Annotated in this window: 17 protein-coding genes and 2 pseudogenes; 8 read left to right on the top strand and 11 right to left on the bottom strand. The window is 70.5% G+C overall.

The window, feature by feature from the left end; translation table 11 throughout:
* Window positions 1-14 precede the first annotated feature (14 nt).
* The 7 genes and pseudogenes from AC0B9F_RS11120 to AC0B9F_RS11090 form a co-directional block, all read right to left on the bottom strand.
* A complete protein-coding gene (locus AC0B9F_RS11120; protein ID WP_472001119.1) occupies window positions 15-1,028 on the bottom strand; it encodes an ABC transporter permease in 1,014 nt (337 codons plus the stop codon).
* Window positions 1,028-2,596: an ATP-binding cassette domain-containing protein gene (locus tag AC0B9F_RS11115; protein WP_472001116.1), complete on the bottom strand. Its 1,569-nt coding sequence runs from the start codon at window positions 2,594-2,596 to the stop codon at window positions 1,028-1,030. Before AC0B9F_RS11115 ends, AC0B9F_RS11120 begins: the two co-directional genes overlap by 1 nt.
* Before the next feature lie 6 nt (window positions 2,597-2,602).
* Complete coding sequence (locus AC0B9F_RS11110) at window positions 2,603-3,799, bottom strand: sugar ABC transporter substrate-binding protein (protein ID WP_472001113.1); 1,197 nt, start codon at window positions 3,797-3,799, stop codon at window positions 2,603-2,605.
* A 34-nt stretch (window positions 3,800-3,833) separates the two neighbouring features.
* Window positions 3,834-4,751, bottom strand: coding sequence for a cyclase family protein (locus tag AC0B9F_RS11105; protein WP_472001111.1), 918 nt, complete (start codon window positions 4,749-4,751; stop codon window positions 3,834-3,836).
* Window positions 4,752-5,966 carry a CaiB/BaiF CoA transferase family protein gene (locus AC0B9F_RS11100; RefSeq protein WP_472001108.1) on the bottom strand — a complete coding sequence of 405 codons (1,215 nt, stop codon included), beginning with the start codon at window positions 5,964-5,966 and terminating at the stop codon, window positions 4,752-4,754.
* A 2-nt stretch (window positions 5,967-5,968) separates the two neighbouring features.
* Window positions 5,969-7,678, bottom strand: coding sequence for a thiamine pyrophosphate-binding protein (locus AC0B9F_RS11095; protein ID WP_472001105.1), 1,710 nt, complete (start codon window positions 7,676-7,678; stop codon window positions 5,969-5,971).
* Window positions 7,679-8,382: 704 nt separating this feature from the next.
* Window positions 8,383-8,613 (bottom strand): annotated as a pseudogene (locus AC0B9F_RS11090) (IS5/IS1182 family transposase); the annotation flags it as partial.
* 135 nt (window positions 8,614-8,748) lie between these two features.
* On the opposite strand from AC0B9F_RS11090, the gene AC0B9F_RS11085 reads away from it, so the two are divergent.
* On the top strand, window positions 8,749-9,303 hold the full coding sequence (locus AC0B9F_RS11085) for a hypothetical protein (protein WP_472001102.1): 555 nt from the start codon (window positions 8,749-8,751) through the stop codon (window positions 9,301-9,303).
* A gap of 501 nt (window positions 9,304-9,804) precedes the next feature.
* Here the strand turns inward: AC0B9F_RS11085 and AC0B9F_RS11080 are convergent.
* Window positions 9,805-10,242 (bottom strand): glutaredoxin domain-containing protein, encoded by a 438-nt coding sequence (locus AC0B9F_RS11080; protein ID WP_472002111.1) that lies wholly within the window; start codon window positions 10,240-10,242, stop codon window positions 9,805-9,807.
* 226 nt (window positions 10,243-10,468) lie between these two features.
* A complete protein-coding gene (locus tag AC0B9F_RS11075) occupies window positions 10,469-11,320 on the bottom strand; it encodes an alpha/beta fold hydrolase (RefSeq protein WP_472001100.1) in 852 nt (283 codons plus the stop codon).
* A 103-nt stretch (window positions 11,321-11,423) separates the two neighbouring features.
* Between AC0B9F_RS11075 and AC0B9F_RS11070 the strand changes: the two genes are divergently transcribed.
* From AC0B9F_RS11070 to AC0B9F_RS11050, 5 genes and pseudogenes are all read left to right on the top strand, one after another.
* Window positions 11,424-11,840, top strand: coding sequence for a winged helix-turn-helix transcriptional regulator (locus AC0B9F_RS11070; protein WP_472001098.1), 417 nt, complete (start codon window positions 11,424-11,426; stop codon window positions 11,838-11,840).
* Window positions 11,841-11,991: 151 nt separating this feature from the next.
* Window positions 11,992-12,561, top strand: a complete 570-nt coding sequence (locus AC0B9F_RS11065) for a GNAT family N-acetyltransferase (RefSeq protein ID WP_472002109.1) — start codon at window positions 11,992-11,994, stop codon at window positions 12,559-12,561.
* A 124-nt stretch (window positions 12,562-12,685) separates the two neighbouring features.
* Window positions 12,686-12,907: pseudogene (locus AC0B9F_RS11060) on the top strand (transposase); the annotation flags it as partial.
* Window positions 12,908-13,637: 730 nt separating this feature from the next.
* Window positions 13,638-15,470, top strand: a complete 1,833-nt coding sequence (locus AC0B9F_RS11055) for a cholesterol oxidase substrate-binding domain-containing protein (RefSeq protein ID WP_472001095.1) — start codon at window positions 13,638-13,640, stop codon at window positions 15,468-15,470.
* Window positions 15,471-15,673: 203 nt separating this feature from the next.
* The gene (locus tag AC0B9F_RS11050) at window positions 15,674-16,135 is read left to right on the top strand and encodes a pyridoxamine 5'-phosphate oxidase family protein (RefSeq protein ID WP_472001092.1); all 462 of its coding nucleotides are present in this window, start codon (window positions 15,674-15,676) and stop codon (window positions 16,133-16,135) included.
* Window positions 16,136-16,240: 105 nt separating this feature from the next.
* Here the strand turns inward: AC0B9F_RS11050 and AC0B9F_RS11045 are convergent, their stop codons facing one another.
* Together AC0B9F_RS11045 and AC0B9F_RS11040 are read right to left on the bottom strand one after the other, a co-directional pair.
* Window positions 16,241-16,879 carry an NUDIX hydrolase gene (locus tag AC0B9F_RS11045; RefSeq protein ID WP_472001091.1) on the bottom strand — a complete coding sequence of 213 codons (639 nt, stop codon included), beginning with the start codon at window positions 16,877-16,879 and terminating at the stop codon, window positions 16,241-16,243.
* Entirely contained in the window at window positions 16,872-17,798 is a 927-nt protein-coding gene (locus tag AC0B9F_RS11040) for a TetR/AcrR family transcriptional regulator (RefSeq protein WP_472001089.1), read from the bottom strand. Before AC0B9F_RS11040 ends, AC0B9F_RS11045 begins: the two co-directional genes overlap by 8 nt.
* Before the next feature lie 231 nt (window positions 17,799-18,029).
* Here AC0B9F_RS11040 and AC0B9F_RS11035 point away from each other — a divergent pair, with 231 nt between their 5' ends.
* On the top strand, window positions 18,030-18,866 hold the full coding sequence (locus tag AC0B9F_RS11035) for an SDR family NAD(P)-dependent oxidoreductase (protein ID WP_472001087.1): 837 nt from the start codon (window positions 18,030-18,032) through the stop codon (window positions 18,864-18,866).
* The gene (locus tag AC0B9F_RS11030) at window positions 18,863-20,944 is read left to right on the top strand and encodes an acetate--CoA ligase family protein (RefSeq protein ID WP_472001085.1); all 2,082 of its coding nucleotides are present in this window, start codon (window positions 18,863-18,865) and stop codon (window positions 20,942-20,944) included. Before AC0B9F_RS11035 ends, AC0B9F_RS11030 begins: the two co-directional genes overlap by 4 nt.
* The last annotated feature ends 24 nt before the right edge of the window (window positions 20,945-20,968 follow it).

Genomic DNA, 20,968 nt, shown 5'->3' with positions numbered 1-20,968 from the left:
CGGTCGGGCGTGTGTCATCCGGTCCGCACCTGGCGGGTCTCCTGCCGGGCGACCAGGACGGCGATGATCAGCACGCTTCCGTTGAAGATGGGCTGCACCCAGAACGGCACTCCCAGCAGACTCAGTCCGTTGAACCCGATGGCCAGCAGGATGATCGCGACCAGCGCTCCCAGGACGTTGTAGTAGCCGGGCCGGTAGGTGGCCACCCCGAGGAACGCCGCGGCATAGGCGGGCAGCAGCAGGTCGGGCCCGTAACCGGGGTTGGCCGATCCGGCCTGGGCGAGAGCGAAGTTGGCCGCGATGCCCACGATCAGCCCCGCAGCGGCGAAGGAGGTCATCCGCATCCGGTTGGTCCGCACCCCGGCCAGGTAGGCCACGCGCTCGGAGCCGCCGATGGCGTACCAGTAACGGCCGTACGGGGTGTGCTCCAGGATGTAGAAGAGGATCAGGGCGAGCAGCAGGGTCAGCCACACCGCCAGCGACAGGCCCAGGAAGTCGTCGGAGGCCAGGGACGTCAGGGCGGAGGGGATGTTCTCGAAGATGACCTTGCCGTTGCTGATGCCCTGGGCCCCGCCGCTGAGCAGGATGCCGACGCCGAGGGTGGCGATGAAGGAACTGATCTTGAAATAGACCGTCAGCACGCCGTTGACCAGGCCGACGAGCAGGCCGACGACCGGGCCCGCGCCGATCACGAGCACCGGATTGCTGGTGTGCTGGGCCACGACGGCTTCGAGCATCGCCAGGAATCCGATGAGATACCCCACCGACAGGTCGAACTCCCCGATGATCAGGGGCATCAGGACGGCGAGGGTCATGGTCGCCGTGACGGCCTGCACGAGGGCCACGTTCTGGAGGTTGCTCGCGGTCAGGAACCGGTCGGAGGCGAAGGTGAACACCACCACGAGCAGGGCGAGGAGCACCACTGTCTCGTAGCCGCTCACCCAGGACAACAGCCGGGCAGGGTCGAGGCGTTCGCGCCCGGGGTGGGCGGACGCGGCATCGACGTGCCGGATGGTCTTGTCGGACATCACAGGGCCTTCGTCATGAGGTTCTCGGCGGTCATGGCAGGCCCGGAGATCTCCTCGGCGAGCCGCCCCTGGTGCAGCACCAGGACCCGGTCGCACAGGCCCGCCATCTGCTCGGGTTCGGTAGAGGTCATCAGGACGGCGATACCGCTCACCCCGGCGTCGCGGATGGCGTCGAACATCACCTCGCGAGCGGCGGGGTCGACGCCGTAGGTGGGATCGGCGAGGACCAGGACGCGCGGACGCATGCGCAGCAGCCGACCCAGGATGACCTTCTGCTGGTTGCCACCGGACAGCCGGCCGAAGACGGTTGACGGGTCGGTGGGCCGCACGTCGAGGTAGGAGATGACCTGCCGGACCGCCGCGCGCATCGCGGCCCGCCGGTGCCAGAACTTGCGCGCTTCGGGGAGGACCAGGTTCTCGCTGACCGGGAGGGTGTGGATGCCGCCTTCATGGAGCCGGTCGGCGGGCAGATACACCAGACCCCGGCGGATCGCGACCCTCGGCGGCAGAGTGCCGGGCAGCTCGTGTCCGGCGACCTCGATGGTGCCCCCGCGGCGCTGTTCGGCACCGGTGAGCAGCCGTGGCAGCTCCTCCAGGCCGCTGCCGCGCACCCCGATGACACCGACGATCTCGCCCGGCATGAGGCCCAGGTCGAGTCCGTCGACATCGTGTCCGCTCAGGTCCCGCACCCGGAGCACCGGACTGGTTCTCGGCTGCGGCAGGGGAGCCCGGTCGCGCCTGTCGGCCGCGTGCCCCCACAGGGCGGCGATCCCCGTCGCGCCCCGGGCGGCGTCGGTCCGCGTTCCGGCGTGCGTCTCCTCGGCCGGGCGGGACGCCTGGGCGGTGCCGCGCATCATCCGTACGATCTCGGAGCGTTCCACCTTGGCGGCGGGCCCCTCCAGCACCAGCCGGCCGGCGTCGAGGACGCTGACCCGGTCCGCGTAGGCGAGCTCGGCGAGCCGGTGGGTGACGGCCAGGACCGGCAGGCCGCGGTCGGCGATACTTCGCACGTGCCGCAGGAAGGGCTCGGCCTCGGCCTCCGGCAGAGCCGCCGTGGCCTCGTCGAGCACCAGCAGCCGCAGGTTCTCGCCGGCGGTGCGCACGGCCAGCTCCACGCTGAGCATGGCCCGCTCGGCACCGGTGAGGCGCCCGGCCAGTTCCCGGCTGGGCCGCTCGATCGACAGGTCGTCGAGCAGCCGCTGGGTGTCGGCGCGCAGCGTGCGCCAGGCGATCCGGCCGGGCACCGCGCGCGGGTAGCCGGCGAACAGGGCCACGTTCTCGGCGATCGTCAGCCGGTCCACCAGCGGGGCCTCCTGGTGGACGACGCGCACCCCGGCCGCCGCGGCGGCGGCCGGGCTCCATCCGCTGGTGACGTCCCGGCCGTCGACCAGAATCCGCCCCGCGTCGGGTACGTACACCCCCGTGATCGTGCGGGCCAAGGTCGACTTGCCGCTGCCGTTGGCGCCGAGCAGGGCGTGGATCTCGCCGTCTTCAACGGTCAGGGACACCTCGCTGAGCGCCGCGAAGGTCCCGAACCGCTTGGTGACGCCGTCCAGAGCGGCAGTCATCGGGCATCACTTCCACAGTCCGTCGAATGTCTTGGGGTAGTCGAAGGAGGCGTGCCAGTCGGAGCCGGACGCGGGCGCGTTGTCCTTGTCCAGCACGACGAAGGGCAGGTTCTCGCCATGGGGCTCGGCCAGTGGCTTCTTGGTGAGCAGCCGGGATGTCTGGTCGAGCATCGCGTAGCCCATGTACCGGTTGTCGTAGGCGGCGTCGGCGATCTGGACGTGCGACTTGCGGACGAAGTTCAGGTTCTCCTGGCTGCCGAGCACGCTGATCAGGCGGACCTTGTTGCCCAGGCCGGCCTGGGCGATCGCCGGCACGACCGCTGCCGCCGCCGGGTCGTAGGGGATGAAGACGTAGTCGACGTCAGGGTGCGAACGCAGGTAGCTGACGACCGACTGCGGCAGCACCTGGGCCACCTGGTTCCCGGTGAAGTAGCGCAGCGGCTGCACCGTGCAGTCCTTGCACTTCTTGAATTCGTCCAGCAGCCCCTTCTGCAGGGCCAGCACGGACGGGAACTCCTTGTCGGAGTAGACGACGACGTTGGCCTTGCCCTTGGAGTCAGCCTGCACCCACTGCGCGGCCTTCGTCCCGAGAGCGGCGTAGTCGGGGCCGACGTCGAAGGCGTAACCGAGGTTGCTGCCGGACGGCTTGATGGGCGGGTTGGGCGAGTCCAGACCGTTGGATCCCGCGCCCACCGCGACGCCGGCATGCTTCGCCGCCCTCAGCCCGTCCTGGACCGCGTTCGGGTCGATGGCGATGTTGAGGATGATGTTGGCGCCCCAGGACAGGGCGTTGAGCATCTGGGCGTTCTGCTTGTCCGGCGTACCGCCGCCGTCCAGGACCCTGACCTGCCAGCCGAGCTGCTTCGCCGCCTGTTCGGCGCCCGTGGCGGGCGACACGCAGCCGCTGAGGATGCTCAGGCAGGTGATGACGGCGACCTTGAGGTGCTTGGGGGTGGTGACCGGTGCGGTCGGGCCCTGGTATTTCGAGGGTGATTCGGTGGTCGCCGCTTTGTGCAGGTCGCTCCACTGGTCGGAGTGCCAACCGGCGCCCAGGGCCGCGGCGTTCTGGCCGCCGTGACCGCTACCGGAGGCGGTCTGGGCGTGGGAAGTGGTACCGGCCCAGGCGGTGCCGGCGGCGAGGACGGCTGCCACCGGAAGGGCGAGGGCGGTGTGGCTTATGCGTCGTCCGCGAGTGGTCTTCATGATGGTGCGTCTCCTGTGACGGACGGATGGTGGATCAGGCGATCGCGACGGGCCGCACGGGCGAGCCGGTCGCGCCGGTGATGGCGAGAGGCAGACAGAGCAGCAGGAACTCATGGACCTCCGCCGCGGCGAGTTCTTCGAGATAGACCCATTCCATGAGGGGGATACCGAGGTCCCGGATCAGGAGCCGGTGCACCGGCTGGGGTTCGCCCTGGACACCGGAGGGGGAGACCTCGACGGCCCCCGTGTCGCTTCCGACGGCGGCCGGCCGGTACTGGGCGAGCATCCGGGCACCGTCCAGGTCGAGCCCGGCTCCCTGCACCGCGGTCATCGCCTCGGTGTCCGGCCAGTGCTTCATGGTGCCGGTGCGCAGCAGCACCACGTCGCCCTCCTCGATCCGCACCTGCTGCCGTTCGAGCGCCAGCAGGATCAGGTCCGGGTCGATGTGCTGGTGGGGACGCAGCGTTTCACGCCCCAGCGCGCCGGGCGCGTCCACGAGGACCGCCCTGCACAGCAGGGGCGGCAGCGTCGACGCGTCGTGGGTGAGGGGGCCGTAGTCGCCGAGGTACTCGTGCGCCGAATAGCCGCCGTACCACTCGTCGTTCTCCCCGGACGTGATGTGCGCCAGGGCGTCGATATGGGTTCCGGAGTGGGCGCAGAACGAGAGGATCTCGGAGATGAACCCGAACCGGGAGGTGTTGTCCCGCAGAAACTCCAGCTCGCCGCGGGCGCCTTGGGCACGTTCTCCGGCCGGTGTCCGGAAGGTGAGGACCTGGAACGGCGGGTGACCGGGTGCCAGCGGCATCCCGGGCCACCACCCGGAGGACAGGTCGTACACCCGGCCCCGACCGGCCAGGGCCAGGGCGGAGGGGTCCACGTGCAGATCGGTGGAGCGGTGCGTGGAGGGATCCACGCGCAGATCGGCGGGGCGGCGGTGCGCGGAGGTGTTCACTCAGATCACCCCCAGGGACTTCAGCCGGGCGATCTCCTCCTCGGACCGTCCCAGCAGGTTCCCGTAGACGTGATCGTTGTCCTCGCCCACCAGGGGTGGGGCCTTGCGCACCGACCCGGCGGAGGCGCTCATCTTGATCGGGATGCCCGGCAGGCGCAGCGTGCCCAGGACGGGGTGCTCCACGTCGAGCATCATCTCCCGCGCCTTGATCTGCTCGGAGTCGACGACTTCGGGGATGTCGCTGACCTTCCCGAACGGGATGCCTGCCTCCTGCAGGACATGCGCGATCTCATCGCAGGGGCGGCTCTTGGTCCAGGCGGCGACGGCTTCCTCGAGCTCCTCGATGTGCGCCATACGGCCCGCAACCGAGGCGAACCTGTCGTCGTCCACCAGGTCCTGGCGGCCGATCGCCCGGCACAGCCTGGGAAAGAGGGGGTCGGTCCCGGCGTGGATGTAGACATAACCGTCGGCGGTGGGAAAGACGTTCGCCGGGCCGGTGAGCAGGTCGCGGGAACCGTTGCGCCGCGGATGCTCGCCCAGCATGGCGTAGGCACTGGGCCGCGTGCCCAGGGAGGCGAACAGCGCGTCCAGGGACGCCACGTCGACGTGCTGTCCCTGCCCGGTGCGGTCCCGGTGCAGCAGGGCGAGCATCGCCCCCATCGCCCCGTGGAACCCGGCGATGTAGTCGGCGATGTACGTGCCCGTCAGGGTGGGCTCGCCGTCCGGCGGGCCGGTGAGGCTCATCAGCCCGGACGTGGCCTGCGCGATGGCGTCGAAGAGGGCCCGGCGGGCGAGCGGCCCGGTCTGCCCGAAGCCCGAGATGGACACCAGGATGATGCCGGGGCGCAGTTCCTGCAGCCGCCGGTAGGGCAGGCCCATCGCCTCCATGGTGCCGGGACGGTAGTTCTCCACCACGATGTCGCTGCGCCGGACCAGGTCCTCCAGCAGTGCCCGTGCCTCGGGGCGGCGGGTGTCCAGCGTGGCCCCGTACTTGTTGCGGTTGTAGACCATCGTGTAGACGCTGTGCTGACGGTGGAACGGTGCGTGCTTGCGGGCGTCCTCGCCGCTCGGCCGCTCGATCTTGATGACCTCGGCGCCCATGTCGCCGAGCAGCTGGCAGCACAGCGGTCCGGCGATGAACCGCGACAGGTCCAGCACCCTGATTCCGTTCAGAGCACCGGAGCCACCGGTGTCGCGGGCGGTGCTGTCGGTCATGATCAGCCCTCCTCCGGCTCGTAGGGACGGAAGGCGGGGTAGGTCCAGGCGTTGACGCTCCGGTCGATGGGGACGTCGAAGAGAGCGGGCGTGCGGCCCTCCAGGGTTTCCGCGACGTGCTTGGCGAGCTCTTCCAGGCGGGTGGTCCGCTCGGCCGGCAGGCCGAGACCGCGGGCGACCCGGGCGTAGTCCGACGGCCCGAAGTCCACACCGATGGTCCGGTTGTCGTAGTGGACGATCTGTTCCTGGCGGATGTTGCCGTAACCGGCGTCGTTGAGCACGACGACCGCGACGCGGCCCCCCACCCGCACCAAAGTCTCCAGCTCCGCCAGACTCATGCCGAGCGAACCATCCCCGACCAGGGCCAGGACGGGGCGCTCGGGGGCGGCCACGGCCGCCGCGACGGCGGCGGGGACCGCGAAGCCCATGTTCCCGAAGCCCACCGGCTTGATGTAGCTGCCGGGCTGCCGGATCTGCCACAGGTACGACCACACACCCGGATTCCCCGCGTCCGGGATGAGCAGCGTCTCGTCGGGCGCGGCCGAGCGCAGCCGCAGTACGACGTCCGCGGGGGACAGGCCGTCCGTATGCGCCGGCGCCGCCGCGGCGGCCGGCTCCTGCCACCACTGCTCCTCGGCCTGTTTCAGCTCGGCTGTCCAGGCCGAGCGGCGGGCAGAGAACTCGTCGGCCCGGCCGGCCAGCAGAGCGTGGAGTTCCTCCAGCGTGGCCCTCGCGTCCGCCACGACCCCGATGGTCCGGCGGCCGTAGTAACGGCCCAGCATGGCGGGGTCCACGTCGATCTGGATCACCTGCGGCAGGTCCATCCGCCACCGGCCGGTCGAGACGGCGTTGAGGCTGTTGCCCACCGCGAGCACCAGATCGGCGTCGGCCATGACACGGCTGGACAGCCGGGTGCCCATCCGGCTCAGCGCCCCGAAGACCAGGGGATGCGTGGTCGGCACGGTACCGATGCCGTTGAACGTCGTGATCACCGGTATCCGCAGGGCCTCCGCCAGCGCCAGCGCGGCCTCGCCGGCGCCGGAGCGATTGCAGCCGTTGCCCAGCCACAGCACCGGCCGCTCGGCCCGCGCGAGCCGCCCAGCGACATCGGCCAGTGCGTGGACATCGGCGCGGGGACGCTGCACCACCCAGCGGCGCATCGGATGCTCCCCCTCGGGCACCGCCGCGTCCGCATCGGCCACCGGCCCCTCGATGGTGTCCCGGGCGAAGTCCAGATGAGCCGGCCCCGGATTGCCGGACATCGCGTTCAGATAGGCCTCCTCCACGGCCTGGCACAGCGCGCTCGGATGAGCCACCAGGCGGCTGAACTTGGTCAGGGACCGGAACAGCTCCACGTGATCGGCGTTCTGGGCGTCGTCGCGGTGTATGTTCTCGCCGGCGTTGTTGCAGGTCAGCACCAGCATCGGGCTGGAATCACGGACCGCGCCGCCCACCCCGGTGAGCAGGTTGGTCGCCCCCGGCCCCGTCGTCGCAAGGCAGACCCCCGGCGTCCCCGTCAGCCGGCCGTAGGCGTCCGCCATGACGGCCGCCGCGTTCTCGTGCCGGGCGGTGACGAACTCGATCACCGGCGAGGCCAGGATCGCGTCCGTGATGGAGAGCGTCTGGCCGCCAGGCACCCCGAAGACCGTCCGGACACCCAACGACTCCAGCATCCTCACGACCAGCTCTCCACCAGTGACCGACCCGGACATGACCCCTGCCTTCGTTCCACCCCCCAGCCCAGAATCTATCTAGTTGTCTAGATATATCCATTGACAGCACATATCGGGCATATGTCAAGCAAGGAATTACTGGACGATCCGACGGCGCCCCGGAGGCCGGGCGCGAGTTGGATCACGGCCGTGGATCGGTGAGGGTGGGTTTCGGAGTCGCCGGCCGGGCGGCTGTGGAGCATGGGCCAGCCGAGGGTGGCCTTCGATGACCCAGTGGTGGGGTTATGTCGGCCGGGCCGGACAGCACGGCCTGAAGATGGTGATGGTCGTGGCCCAGGGTTTCGAGGTGCAGCGCGAGCCGGTAAGCGCATCACCGTCCCCGACGCCCTGGCCGACGACCCCGACGGCGCCGCCTCGATCACCGTTGACCACAACAGTGCGCAGGGACTGGTGCTGGCGGACGCACCAGCCATCACTAGATGTCTGCCCGAGCGCCGAGCCTCCTGCGTGGCTTGCCGCTGGCCGTGCTCATGGAATCCGCCGGCGCGGGCTGCGAACTGGGCATCGAGTATCCCGGTGGGGAGATGACCGTCCAGGCATCGGTCCCGCCGCCCGCCGGCTGCTGGAGGGTTCAAGCGGCCCACACCCAAGGTGGACGAGGGGAACTGGGTCGGCCTGTCCAGCTCCTGCCCGCCGAATCCTGAACGGGCAGTGCTTCGGTCGAGTGCGGTCCGGCGCGGCCGCGCAAGGTCGTGCAGATGGGCAATGCCGCTTAGTGCGTGGTGGGCGCCCTCTCCTTTCAGCCGGCAGTCGCGGAGGACCTTCCGGGTCTTCATCCGCGCGAAGGTGCGCTCCATGCGAGCACGGACACGGCGGTGTGAGGCGTTGTGCTGCTGCTTCCATGCCGCAAGCTCCTCGCCTGGAGCACGTCGGTGCGCGGTGACCAGCCCGGTGCCGCGGGAGCCGCGGTCAGCGGGCCGATCTGTCCCGTGTGCGCGCACGCAGGGCGCCAATTTCACAGCTGAGTGATAGTCAGTGGTCAAGGCTGTGCGTAGCGGGGCTTCCTCCGCCCGGCACAGTCCTGTCCAGCCCACAGGTATGGAGCACTCATGCAGGAAACACCCCGCGGGCCCGATGTGGCCTACAGCGCCTCTTTGACGCTTCGTATCGGGGGCGCCGTCTTCGTCGCATGTCCCAACGAATCTCTTCAGGCTGTGTACTACCGCGTGGACGCTGGCGTCCGCGCCGTATGGCGACATCTCCGCGGATCCGAGATCAACCCGGAACTGCTGCGAGCGGCAGAGGAGGCGAACCACAAGTTGGTGGAGCAGGCATCTGCCCTCACCGTGCCTGATGAGTTCGTCGCCGGGTTCCGTGATCTTGCGGCTGCGTCCCTCGGGCAGTTGGCCCGCGGCGAAGCGGTGTCCCGAAATGAGCTGTCTTCCAGGGCTGTCGAGGTTGTCGGCTCTCTCGAGATCGGTCTGAGGAGAGCTGTGGGCGCCGTGGACTTTGAGCGATCCTGTCAGGCGTCCACGGAGTCGATACTCGAAAGCTGGGACGACGATCCGCTGTCGACAATGAGGCGGATACGCCGTGAAACCGACGTGTGGGCTTTGTCGTACCAGCGCTACGTGGCGCCGGGATTTGGCAGCCATCAGGGCTGACTCGCAGCACGAAGCCCGCCAGGGTCGCCCGGCGGGGGTACTGCGCCGGGTGACGGCAGTAGTTGACGGCAACATCAGTGCCCAAGGCAGCCGTACGGCTGCTGATCACCGTTCCGGGGGGAGCCGGCCGGCGGTCAGCCCTGGTTCATCACAGGGGCCTGGTTGGTCGTCGGTGGTGGGCTCACCTGCACTGGCTTTTCGCTTCTTCGCAGCGTGGCTGGCCCAGGAGCGTCCCGGTCTGCCGTGGGCGGGGTTGCGGGGCTGGTGGCCCGCCCCCCGCCAAGGTGGTGTGCTGCTTCAGATGCGTCGCGTGGGCCTCAAGCGGTTCCGGTTAGGGGCCCGGTCACGGTGACCGTTTCCCGGGCTGTTACGCAAAGGCTTCTTCTTGGAGCCGGCAGCTCTAGAACTGCTGATGCAGGGCTCACAACGCCGGTTGTCAGCTGGTCTTTTGACCTCTGTCCATTGGGTCTGTGGTGCCTGTGTCCAGTGCGTAGTTTGTGATCACGCGGAAGGCGGGAGCTGTTCGCGCACCCATTGGGGGTCTGGGTTGGTGTGTGGCCGGCCGGCCACGACGACGGTGGGCACGGTCTCGTTGCCGTCGTTGGCTGCCCTCACTGCTGCGGCTCCTGCCGGGTCACGCCAGGTGTTGACCCAGTGCAACTGGCGGGCGCTCCGGCCCAGCCGGATGCGCAGTCGCATGCAGTACGTGCAGCCCGGACGCCAGAAGACGACTGGCCGGCCGTCGGTCATGCTGCGCTGTTGTGCCTCGCGCGCGCTGATCGACCTCGGGAAGATCAGGGGTGAGTTGACGCCTGCGAGCGTCAGGAACGCCAGCAGGAGTGCTGTGGCTGCGCCGGGGTTCCCGTGGGAGATCAGCGCGGTCGCGATGGCTGAGCCACAGAGCACGAACAGTATCGGCAGGATCCAAGCGCGCATCATGGTGACGCAGGCTACCGGTGAGCCGGGATGCTCCTCCGCCTGGGGCGCCTGCTGAACGTGCTGGTCACAGCCGCTCGTTGATGGCCCGTCACGGGCGGTCGCGTCGTGACGGGCCGCCGACTTGTCGTGCCGGGTGTCCATGGCCCGGTGTGGTGAGGCGATGGGTGCCGTACTCGGCCGCGTCGCTCGCCTTGTAGTCCTCGCAGCCCCGGCCCCGCCCGGCGGGTCACGCCGCTCGGGCGTCCTCACCCGCCAGGAACGGGCGCAGCCGCGTGAGCAGGGCGTGTGGCCGGTGCAGGGGGATGATGTGGCCGCAGTTTTCGATGAGGTGTGCGGTGAGATCGTCGGTGACCGGGCGGAGCTGACGTTCCAGCGCGGTACCGACCGGCCGGGCGCCCAGCGCCATCGTCGGTACCGTGAGGCGGGCGGTGGTGATGGCCTGCTCGATCTGTGCGGCGCTCTGGGGCAGGGCTCGGTAGTACGAGAAGGCGCAGCTCAACGCCTGGCGGCCGGTGTACGCGCGGACGAAGGCGTCTCGGATGGTGGGGCGGACTCCGTCGCCGAGCGTGCCGGTGTGCAGGAACCAGTCGACGTACGCGGCTTCGTGGCCCTCCAGCACGGTTTCGGCGAGGCCGGGCGCGGCGGTATGGAAGCCGAACCACCACGGCGGCCCGTCGGCGAGGAAGTCCTCGGCGCCGGGCAGCCTGCCCAGGAGGGACTCCATGACGACCAGGCGCCGGACGAGTCCGGGGCGGCGCAGGGCGAGGAGGAAGGCCGGCGCGGTGCCTGCGTCGATGCCGACCACCGCGGCCGAGGAAACGCCGAGCGTGGTGAGAAGCGCAGCGGCGTCCTCGGCCAGGGTGCCCGCGTCGTACCCGCATGCGGCCCGGGTGCTCGCGCCGAACCCGCGCAGGTCCGGCGCGATGACGCGGTACTGGCCGGAGAGATCGGCCATGACGTCCGTCCACAGCTCCCAGGTGTGCGGGAAGCCGTGCAGCAGCAGGACGGCCGGTCCCGATCCGGCGAGGGCGACGTTCAGTTCGACACCGTTGACGGCAAGGCGTCGCAGCTCAGGCATGGAGGTACTCCAGGGATGTGGTGAGGAATGGTGACAAGGTCACGCTAGGGAACTACCGTTGTGGGCCCAAGACGGCACTTTCTCTTCAGGTGGTGAGCCCCGGGTGACCACGTCGAGGTCCGGCGGACCTGACCAGCGGCCCGGTGAGCGCGGTGATCTGCTGGATCCACGCTGCCCGACCCGCCAGTTGCTCGACCGCATCGGTACCAAGTGGACGTCGATGGTGGTCAAGCTGCTGGCCGAGGAGGCTCCGGGCGAGCTCCGTTTCGCGCAGCTGCGGCGCCGTATCCCAGGCATCTCACAGAAGATGCTGTCCGTCACCCTGCAGAGCCTGGTCCGCGACGGCCTGGTCGCGCGCCGGGTGGAACCCACCGTGCCACCCGCGGTGAACTACCGGCTCACCGAGCTCGGCCTGTCCCTCGAAAGACCGCTGTCCGCCCTGCGGGTCTGGGCCGAGACGCACATGCCGGAAATCGACCGCAACAACCGACTCGCGGACGAGTCGTCCGCCGCCCACTAGGAGCGTGGGTCACTAAACAACTCCTGGAATGCCGCGCCTCTTGGTGGAGTGGGGCTGTCGGGCGTTGCTGTTGAAAAGGCGTGGCTGCCGGGCAGTCGTGATGCGAAAATCATTCCGCATCTTGATCCACATCCGCGACCCGGAGGCCCGCATGGACGTCGCCTCGCTGCTGCCGTTGACCACGGCCCGGTTGTCGCTGCGTCTGTTCACTCCCGGCGACGCCGACGACCTGTACGCCTACCAGAGCCTGCCGAGCGTGGCGCGCTACTTGTACCGGCCGGCGCACACGCGTGAGCGCAGCGAGCAGGTTGCCGCCGAGCGCGCGGCGCAGACGGCCTGGCGCGCCGACGGGGACAAGCTGGCACTCGCCGTCTGCCGACGCGATGAGTCCGACATCCTTGGCGAGGTGAGCCTCGCCCTGGCTGATGCCCGCGCCGCCCAGGCCGAGATCGGCTGGACTCTCGACCCACGTCACCAGGGGCACGGCTACGCGACCGAGGCGGCAGCGGCGCTGGCCGGGTTTGCCTTCGACACGCTGGGCGTGCACCGGCTCTACGCACGGCTGGATGTGGAGAACACCGGGTCTGTGCGGGTCTGTGAGCGCCTCGGGATGCGCCGGGAGGCGCACCTGGTCGAGAACGACCTCGACGGGGATCGCTGGGGCAGCGAGTACATCTACGCGGCGCTGGCCGCGGACATTGGCGGTCAATCAGGCAGTTGAGCCCGACACCGCCTCCTGTTCGTGATCTTCCATATGGAAGAATCCTGGTATGTCTGGTGGGGATGGCCTGTTCGAGGTGTATCCGGCGGCGGTGGTGGAGCCGCAGACCGCGCAGACGGTGCCGGTGAAGAAGACGTTCCGGGTCTTCGTCCCCGTTCAGATGATGTTGCTGCCGCCGTCGCTGGATGAGCGGTTGCCGCAGGACCATCTGGCGTGGTTCGTCGCCGAGTTGGTCGACGAGGCCCTGGACCTGGCCCCGATCCTGGCGGTCTACACCGAGAAGCGCGGTTTCCCGCCGTATGACCCGCGTCTGATGGTCCGACTGCTGATCTACGACTACACAACCCCGCTCGTCGGCTGGGCCATTACCGACCCACGCTCCTAGCGCGTGCATCGAAAGCGGTGGTCATAGCCACTCGGTGAGGGCCGCACGAGGACGGTCGTCTTGCAGCGGGCCGCCGACTTGTCGTAAGCCTGGCCACGGCCCGGTGCCTCGTGAGGCGATTGATGCCGCGCTCGACCGCGTGCCGCTAGCGGTGGCCGGCCGGGTCAAACTTCGGCGGCCGGCCACCGTTTGAGAGCCGCGCATCGGCCGGCCTCAGAGGAAAGCTCAATGTTGCGAAGCCGATTACCGAGTTGTCTGCTGGTCAGCGGTTCCCCTGGTCGCTGGGCCGGGAAGAGCGCGGGCTCGTTGTGTGGCTGCCGGTCGGCCGGGACGGTTGCGGGGCGGTGTTGTTGCGGGCCGTGTCGGTGAGGACGGGGGGCGCAGGGAGCGGGGCGAGCACCACGGTTGGCCGCCCCGTCGGCGTTTGTGTGAGGAGTTGCCCACGGCATGTCGTCGGTGTCAGCACCGCGCCACGGCACCGTCCTCGATATCCGCGACCTCTCAGGCACCTGGCCTGCAGCGGGCGGGCCGCCTACATGGCAAGAGCCCCGAGGAGGAGCAGGTTCGGGGGCCATTCACTCGTTCATGTGAATCGGCCGAACGTGTGACCGTGAGGCCGTCTGTGCTGGGTAACGTGCGTGCTCGACCGGCCAGGGCGGGCCGGTCCGGAGCGGGTCAGGGGGATACGGGGATGACGGACAGTTCTTCGAACCAGGGCGGCGGGCTGTCACGGCGCAGGCTGCTCGCATCGTCGGCGGCCGCGGGCGGCGCGGTGTGGATGCTGCGCGGGCTGGTCCGCCCGGGCAGTGCCTACGCGGCCTCGGCATCGCCGCCGGGCTTCCCGGCCGGGATCGATGTCTATCAGCGCGCCTACGAGAACTGGGCCGGCGAGATTCGTACGGACCAGTTGTGGACGTGTGCGCCGCGCGACCCGCAGGAGGTACTGGCCGTCGTCAACTGGGCCTACGGAGCCGGCTGGACGGTACGCGCGCAAGGGCAGCGGCACGGCTGGGCTCCCCTCACGGTGGCTGACAGCACCCCCGCCGCGGCCAAGGTCGTCCTGCTGGACACCACCGCACACCTCACCGCGATGTCGCTGGAGCAGCAGGGCGCCGACGGGTCGGCCGCGATCCGGGTGCAGGCCGGTGCCTCACTGGAGACGCTGCTCGCGTTCGCCGGCGCGGCGGGATACGGGGTCGCCTCCGCGCCGGCACCCGGCGATCTCTCGGTCGGTGGCGCGCTCGCCATCGGCGCGCACGGCACGGCCGTCCCCGCCGTCGGCGAGAGCCCGTCGTCCGGCCAGGGCTACGGTTCACTGAGCAACCTGGTCACCGAACTGACCGCGGTCGTCTGGGACGAGGGCGCCGGCCGCTACGCCCTGCGCACCTTCGGCCGGGCCGAGCCCGACTGCGCCGCGCTCCTCACTCACCTCGGCCGCTCGCTCGTCACCGAGGCCGTTCTGCGGGTGGGCACGGACCGCAATCTGCGCTGCCAGTCCTTCCTGGACGTCCCCGCCACCGAACTGTTCGCCGCCCCCGGTGCTCCGGCCGGCACGCGGACACTCGCCGGTTACGTGGACCGCACCGGCCGAGTGGAGGCGATCTGGTTCGCCTTCACCGACTGTCCGTGGCTGAAGGTCTGGAGTGTTGCCCCGAAGCGGCCGTTCACCGCCCGCGGGGTCGACGAGCCGTACAACTACCCGTTCTCCGACTCCCTCCCCGAGCCCGTGGCGCGGCTGGCCGGGGACGTGGTCTCCGGTGCGTGGGCGAGCGCGCCGCTCTTCGGGCAGGTCCAGTACCTGATGGCGAAGGTCGCGTTGACGGGCGACATCACCGACGTCCTGCTCTCGGGGACCCTTGTGCGGGATGTGCTGACCGGCGACGTTCTCACCCACCTACTGGCAGGCGGCCTGCGGTCGGACCTGTGGGGCGCCTCCCGCAACCTGCTGCAGTACGTGAGGCCCACCACGCTGCGCGAGACCGCCAACGGTTACGCCGTCCTCACCCGCCGCGCCGATCTGCAATGGGTGGTCAGCCAGTTCGCCGGCTTCTACCGCACGCTGCTCGCGCAGTACGCGGCGCGCGGCGAGTACCCGGTCAACGGCCAGGTGGAGATCCGGGTGACGGGTCTGGAGGACCCGGCCGTGTGCGGTGTCCCGGGCGCGCGGCCCCCGCTGCTGTCCGCCCTGCGGCCGCGGCACGACCGGCCGGACGTCGACACCGCGGTGTGGATCGACGTCCTCTCCCTGCCGGCCACCCCCGCCCTGCACCGCTTCTACCGCGACATCGAGCAGTTCCTCCTGGCCCTGGACGGTGACCGAGCGACGGTTCGCGTGGAGTGGTCCAAGGGCTGGGCATACACCGACACCGCCGCGTGGTCCGACCCGGACGTCCTCACCCGCGCCATCCCCGCCAGCCAGCGTGCCGGGGGCGGACCGGGCTGGGACGAGGCGGTCGCGACTCTCGACCGGCTGGACCCCCACCGCGTGCTGTCCACCCCGTTCCTCGACGCGTTGCTGCGCTGAGCGGGTAGCAGGCCGGACGCCCGGCGCACCCTTGATGAACGGGGTGGTGACGGCCGGCGCCCCGGCAGAAGGCAGCCGTCGGGGTTCCGGTCAGGGCACTTCTTGGTGAAGCCCGCTGTTGGGCGCCTGGGCGATGGTCCGCCTCGGGACCTAGGACTTGTGCCCCATGCGCACCGCGCACCTGCTGGCTAGGGTCGGCGCCCATGCAAGCTACGGAGATCATTCGCCGCACCACGGCGGAGCGCAGGCGGGACACCCTGGAGCGGCTTGGCTCGGAGCGCGACATTTGGGTGTCGACAGCCCACCCCGAGCACGGTCCGCATCAGGTGCCACTGTGGTTTCTGTGGGACGGGCAGGCAGTGTGGATGTGTACCGGCGCGAACTCCGCGACCGCGCGCAATGCGCGGAGAGAACCACGCGCCCGGCTGGCTCTGCCCGATGCTTTCGACGTGGTGCTGCTGCAAGGCGAGGCGAAGTGCTATCCCGCGACGGAAGCGCCAACGGATGCCGCAGATGCGTTCGCGGACAAGTTCGGCTGGGATCCGCGTAGGGAAAAGACGCCCTTCCTGTACCTGTGCGTGGCGCCCCAGACAGTGCGCGCCTGGCGCGGAGTACCGGAACTTCGTGGCAGGGTCCTGATGCGCGACGGGGCGTGGCTGGAGTAGCACGGGCACAGCTTGAATGTGCTGGTCACAGCCACTCGTGGCCGGGTCGTCGGCCCGCGCCGCAGTGCAGGCGGTGGGCGACCGCCAACCCTCGACAAGGACCCCTCAGATGCGAGTGAAGTCCGGCTGGGCCAGGTCGGCGACCCGGGTAGCCCGTCCCAGCAGGGCCACCTCGCGGAACTGCCACAGCAGCGCGCCGGTCGGGGCGTGGATCACCATGCCCCGCCGCAGCGGCATCTGAAGCAGCGGCCGGCCCTGCGGATCCGTTCGCCAGCGCGGAACGTCGGGTTCAGTGAGTCGGTGCAGGGGGATCGGATGCAGCGAATGGACCTCGTCAGGGTTGCGTTCCAGCCGCACCGGAAGCCGCGGCAGCACTACCACGGGTGTGATGACGAACCCCGAGTCGGTGACGAAGTCGTCCAACTCTCCCGCCACTTCGGCCGGCCCGGCGCAGATGCCCGTTTCCTCGGCGAGCTCGCGCAGCGCCGCCTGCTTCGGGGTCTCGGTGCCGTCGAGCCGGCCGCCGGGCAACGCCCACTGACCCGCGTTGCGGCCGCGGGCGACCCGTTTGATCAGCAGAACATGGGGCTTGCCGCGGTGCGGAAGCAGGGTGAGGCACACACTCGCGCGACGGGCGTCCCGCGGTGCCGCCGCCGTACGGCGCTCGAAGGCGGCGAGATTCGCGCGGACCCGCTCCTCCAGCCGGTCCATCCCGCTTCCCGCCGGCTCGTACGGATCAGGCACCGGCATGTTCCACCTCGCTCAGGGGATCGGTCGTCGGCTCGCCGGCGGGCTCGCTGGCGGGCTCGCTCGTGGGCGCGAGGAGCTCGCGTCGGATGAAGTCCAGCAGGACGCCCCGCATCCGCTCCGGCGTCACCCCGGGCGCCCCGGTCAGCACCTGGATGGCCAGGCCGTCGGTGAGCGCGGTGAGGCCGAGTGCGAGCTGTTCGGCATCGGTGTCGGCCCGGAACTGCTCCTGACGCTGACCCCGGCGCACGATGCGGACCACGGCCTCACGCCAGCGGGCGTAGAAGTCGTTGTGGATGGAGCGCAGTTCCGGGCGCAGGGCGGTCTCGGCCCAGAACTGCAGCCAGACCAGCCACTCGTCCCGGACCCGGCCGCCGGCTGGAAGCTGCATGTCGATCAGCCGCACCAGTCGCTCGTGCGCGCTGTCCACGTTTCTCAGCTCGCCGCTCTGCCGCTCGAAGGCGCTCTCGACGCAGTGCAGTAGAGCGGCGTTGAGGACGTCCTGCTTGGTGGGGAAGTAGTAGTGCACGGCGCCGCTGCTGGTGCCGCAGGCGCGGGCGATGTCGGCGATCCGCACGGCGTGGTAGCCGTGTTCCGAGATCAGCCGCCAGGCGGCTTCCAGGAACTCGGTACGGCGCTCTTCGCCGGTGCGGTCCGGGTCGCCGGGCGTTCCCCCGAGAGAGCCGGTTCCGGCTCCCCGCTCGGTGGGGCCGGGGCCGACCCCGTGCACCAGCCAGTCGACGCTCACCCCTGCGGCCGCGGCGATGGCCGCCAGCTCGCCGGGTGTGAAGCGCCGGTGGCCTTTGAGTGACTTGGACAGTTTTGTCGGTTCGAGGCCGATCCGGGCCGCGAAATCGCGGTGCGTCTGCGTGACCCCGTCGATGATCCGGCGCACGCGCTGCGCTGTCTCGTCCATGCGCCGAACGGTAGCGCCTGCGTTGCCAAAATCGCAATACCGCCGGTCACGGCAGGTATGTCAGAACCTCGTCCTGGATGGGAAAAACTCCAGCTGGTGCAGCCTATTGACACCCCGCTGAGGGCGGGCTCACAGTGATGCCGTCTTACCGACCAACGGATCAGTCACTCGATTGCGATCCGGGTCGCGAACCCGCTGTTGGCCCCGCTGTGGGCACGGAAAGAGAGCGCTGTGGGATCAACACCGTTGCGCCCGGACGTACACGACGGCAAGGTCGTGCTCGTCACGGGCGGAGGCACCGGCATCGGCCGGGCCGTGGCCATCGACTTCGCCTCCTGCGGGGCCCGCGTCGTGGTGTGCGGCCGCAGGCCCGAGCCCCTGGAGAAGGTGGCCGCCGAGATCGAGGCCGCCGGCGGCACCTGCCTGGCCGTGGCCGCCGACATCCGGGCCGAGGGGGAGACCGCACGCGTCGTCGGCACGGCCCTGCAGGCCTTCGGCCGCATCGATGTGCTCGTCAACAACGCGGGCGGCCAGTTCACCGCCCCCGCCGAGGACATCACCCCCAAGGGCTGGCGCGCGGTGCACGACCTGGCCGTGGACGCCGGCTGGGCGATGACCCGCGAGGTCGCCGTCCGCTCCATGATCCCCAACCGCTCCGGTGCCGTCTTCTTCATGGCGTTCTCCCCGCGCCGCGGCATCCCCGGCATGGTGCACGCCACCGCCGCCCGCGCCGCGCTCGAGAACCTCGCCGCCGGACTGTCGCTGGAGTGGAGCCGCTACGGCATCCGCACCGTGTGCGTCGCCCCGGGAACCATCGCCACCGAAGGGCTGGAGGCCGCGTACGAGGAGGCGGATCGCCGTCGTTGGGAGCAGGCCGTGCCGCTCGGCCGGCTCGGCCGCCCCGAGGAAGTGTCCGGCCTGCTGTGCTTCCTCGCCTCGCCCGGCGGCTCGTACATCACCGGAACCACCATCACCGTCGACGGCGGTGCCGACGCCTGGGGCACCGGACACCCGGTCCCGGCACGGGAGACCGAGGACACCCCACACGGCGCGAAGGAGACCCCGTGACGACCCTGACCGATGCGACGGTCCCCGCCGTACGCGACCTGTCAGCACTCTTCGACCCCTCCTCCGTCGCCGTCATCGGCGCCAGCAACGACCAGACCAAGTACGGCAACTGGCTCAGCGTCCAGGCGCTGCGCGGCGAACACCGCCGTCCTGTTCACCTGGTCAACCGCCGCGGCGAACCCGTCCTCGGCCGCGCCGTCCACCGGCAGGCGGTCGACGCCCCCGGCGGCGTCGACCTGGCCGTCATCGCCGTGCCCGCCGCAGGCTTCGCCGACGCCGTCGACGACGCCCTCGCCGCCGGAGCCCGCGCCATCGTCGGCATCACCGCAGGCTTCGCCGAGCTCGGTGAGGAGGGCCGGGCACGCCAGGCGGTCCTCGTCGACCGCATCCGCCAGGCCGGCGCGGTGCTGCTGGGCCCCAACTGCCTCGGCGTCCTCGACGCCACCACCGACCTGCGCCTGGCCTCGAACGACATGCCGGCCGGAGGCATCGGCTTCGTCTCCCAGAGCGGCAACATGGCCCTGGAACTCAGCCGTTTCCTCGACCGCGACGGACTCGGGTTCTCCCGCTTCGCCTCCCTCGGCAACCAGGCCGACCTCACGGCCGCCGACCTCGTGCGCAGCTACACCGAGCACGACGGCACCGAGCTGATCGCCCTGTACTGCGAGGACTTCGGCGACGGCCGCGCCTTCGCCCGGGCCGCCGCCGACGCCGTACGGGCCGGGAAGCCGGTCGCGCTGCTCACCGTCGGTGCCGGTCAGGCCTCCATGCGCGGAGCCCGCTCCCACACCGGCGCGCTCACCAGCGACTCCGCCGTGATCGACGCCGCCTGCCGGGCTGCCGGAGTCGACCGCGTCGCCACCGTCGCCGAACTCGCCCACCTGCTGGGCGCGCTGCACCGCAACAGGCGCGGAGGCGGACGCCGGGTCGCCGTCATCGCCGACGGCGGCGGCCATGCCTCGCTCGCCAGCGATGTCGCCGAGGCCTGCGGCCTGCACGTCCCCGAGTTCGACGACGACCTCGCCGCCGGGCTGAAGGCCGAACTTCCCCCGTCCGCGGGCACCGCCAACCCGGTCGACCTCGCCGGGGCGGGGGAGCAGGACATCACCTCCTTCGGCCGCGTTCTCGACCTCGCCCTCGGCGCCGACTCGGTCGACTCCGTGCTGGTCACCGGCTACTTCGGCGGCTACGGCGGCTATGGCGAGGCCCTCGCCGAGGCCGAGGTCGCCACCGCCCGCGTGATGGCGGAGCGGATCCGCCACCACGGCAAGCCCGTCGCCGTCCACACCATGTACGCCGACGCGCCCGCCGCCGTCGAACTGCGCCGGCAGGGCGTCTGCGTCTTCGGGTCGGTGGAGCACGCCGCCCAGGTCCTCGGCCGGATCGCGGACCGGGCCGAGCGGACCGCCCCGCGCATACCGGCCGTGCCCGCCCCGGCGGCCCCCGTCACCGCCGACGACTACTGGACCGCACGCGAACTGCTGCGTCGGGGCGGGCTGGAGTTCCCCGCCGCGCACCTGGTCCGTACGGAGGACGAGGCCGCCGCGGCCGCCGCCCGCATCGACGGACCAGTCGTCCTCAAGGCCATGGGGCTGCTGCACAAGTCCGACGCGGGAGGCGTCGCCCTCGGCCTCGCCGACGAGGCGTCCGTCCGCGCCGCGCACGCCGACATGGCCCGCCGCCTCGACCCGCCCGGCTACTGCGTCGAGGCCATGGCCGACACCCGCGACGGCGTCGAGCTCATCGTCGGCGTACGGCGCGATCCGCGCTTCGGGCCCGTGGCGCTCGTCGGCCTCGGCGGCATTTTCACCGAGGTGCTGCGCGACGTCCGCCTGGGCCTCGCACCCGTCACGGCCACCGACGCCCGTGCCCTGCTGGAACGCCTCACCGCTGCCCCGTTGCTGCACGGCGTACGCGGCCGCCCCGCGGTCGACCTCGCTGCCGCGGCCCGCGCCATCGAGGCCATCACCAGCGTCGCGGCCGCCCACCCGGAGATCGCCGAGCTGGAGGTCAACCCTGTGCTCGTCACCCCGAGCGGCTGTACGGGCCTGGACGCCCGCATCGTCCTCGACGCCTGACCACACCTCCTCCGTACTCATCCA

It is taken from the genome of Streptomyces sp. NPDC097129 (assembly GCF_055668065.1).
Note: the sequence above shows the minus strand (reverse complement) of the source record. Positions and strands in the feature narration are given on the sequence as shown.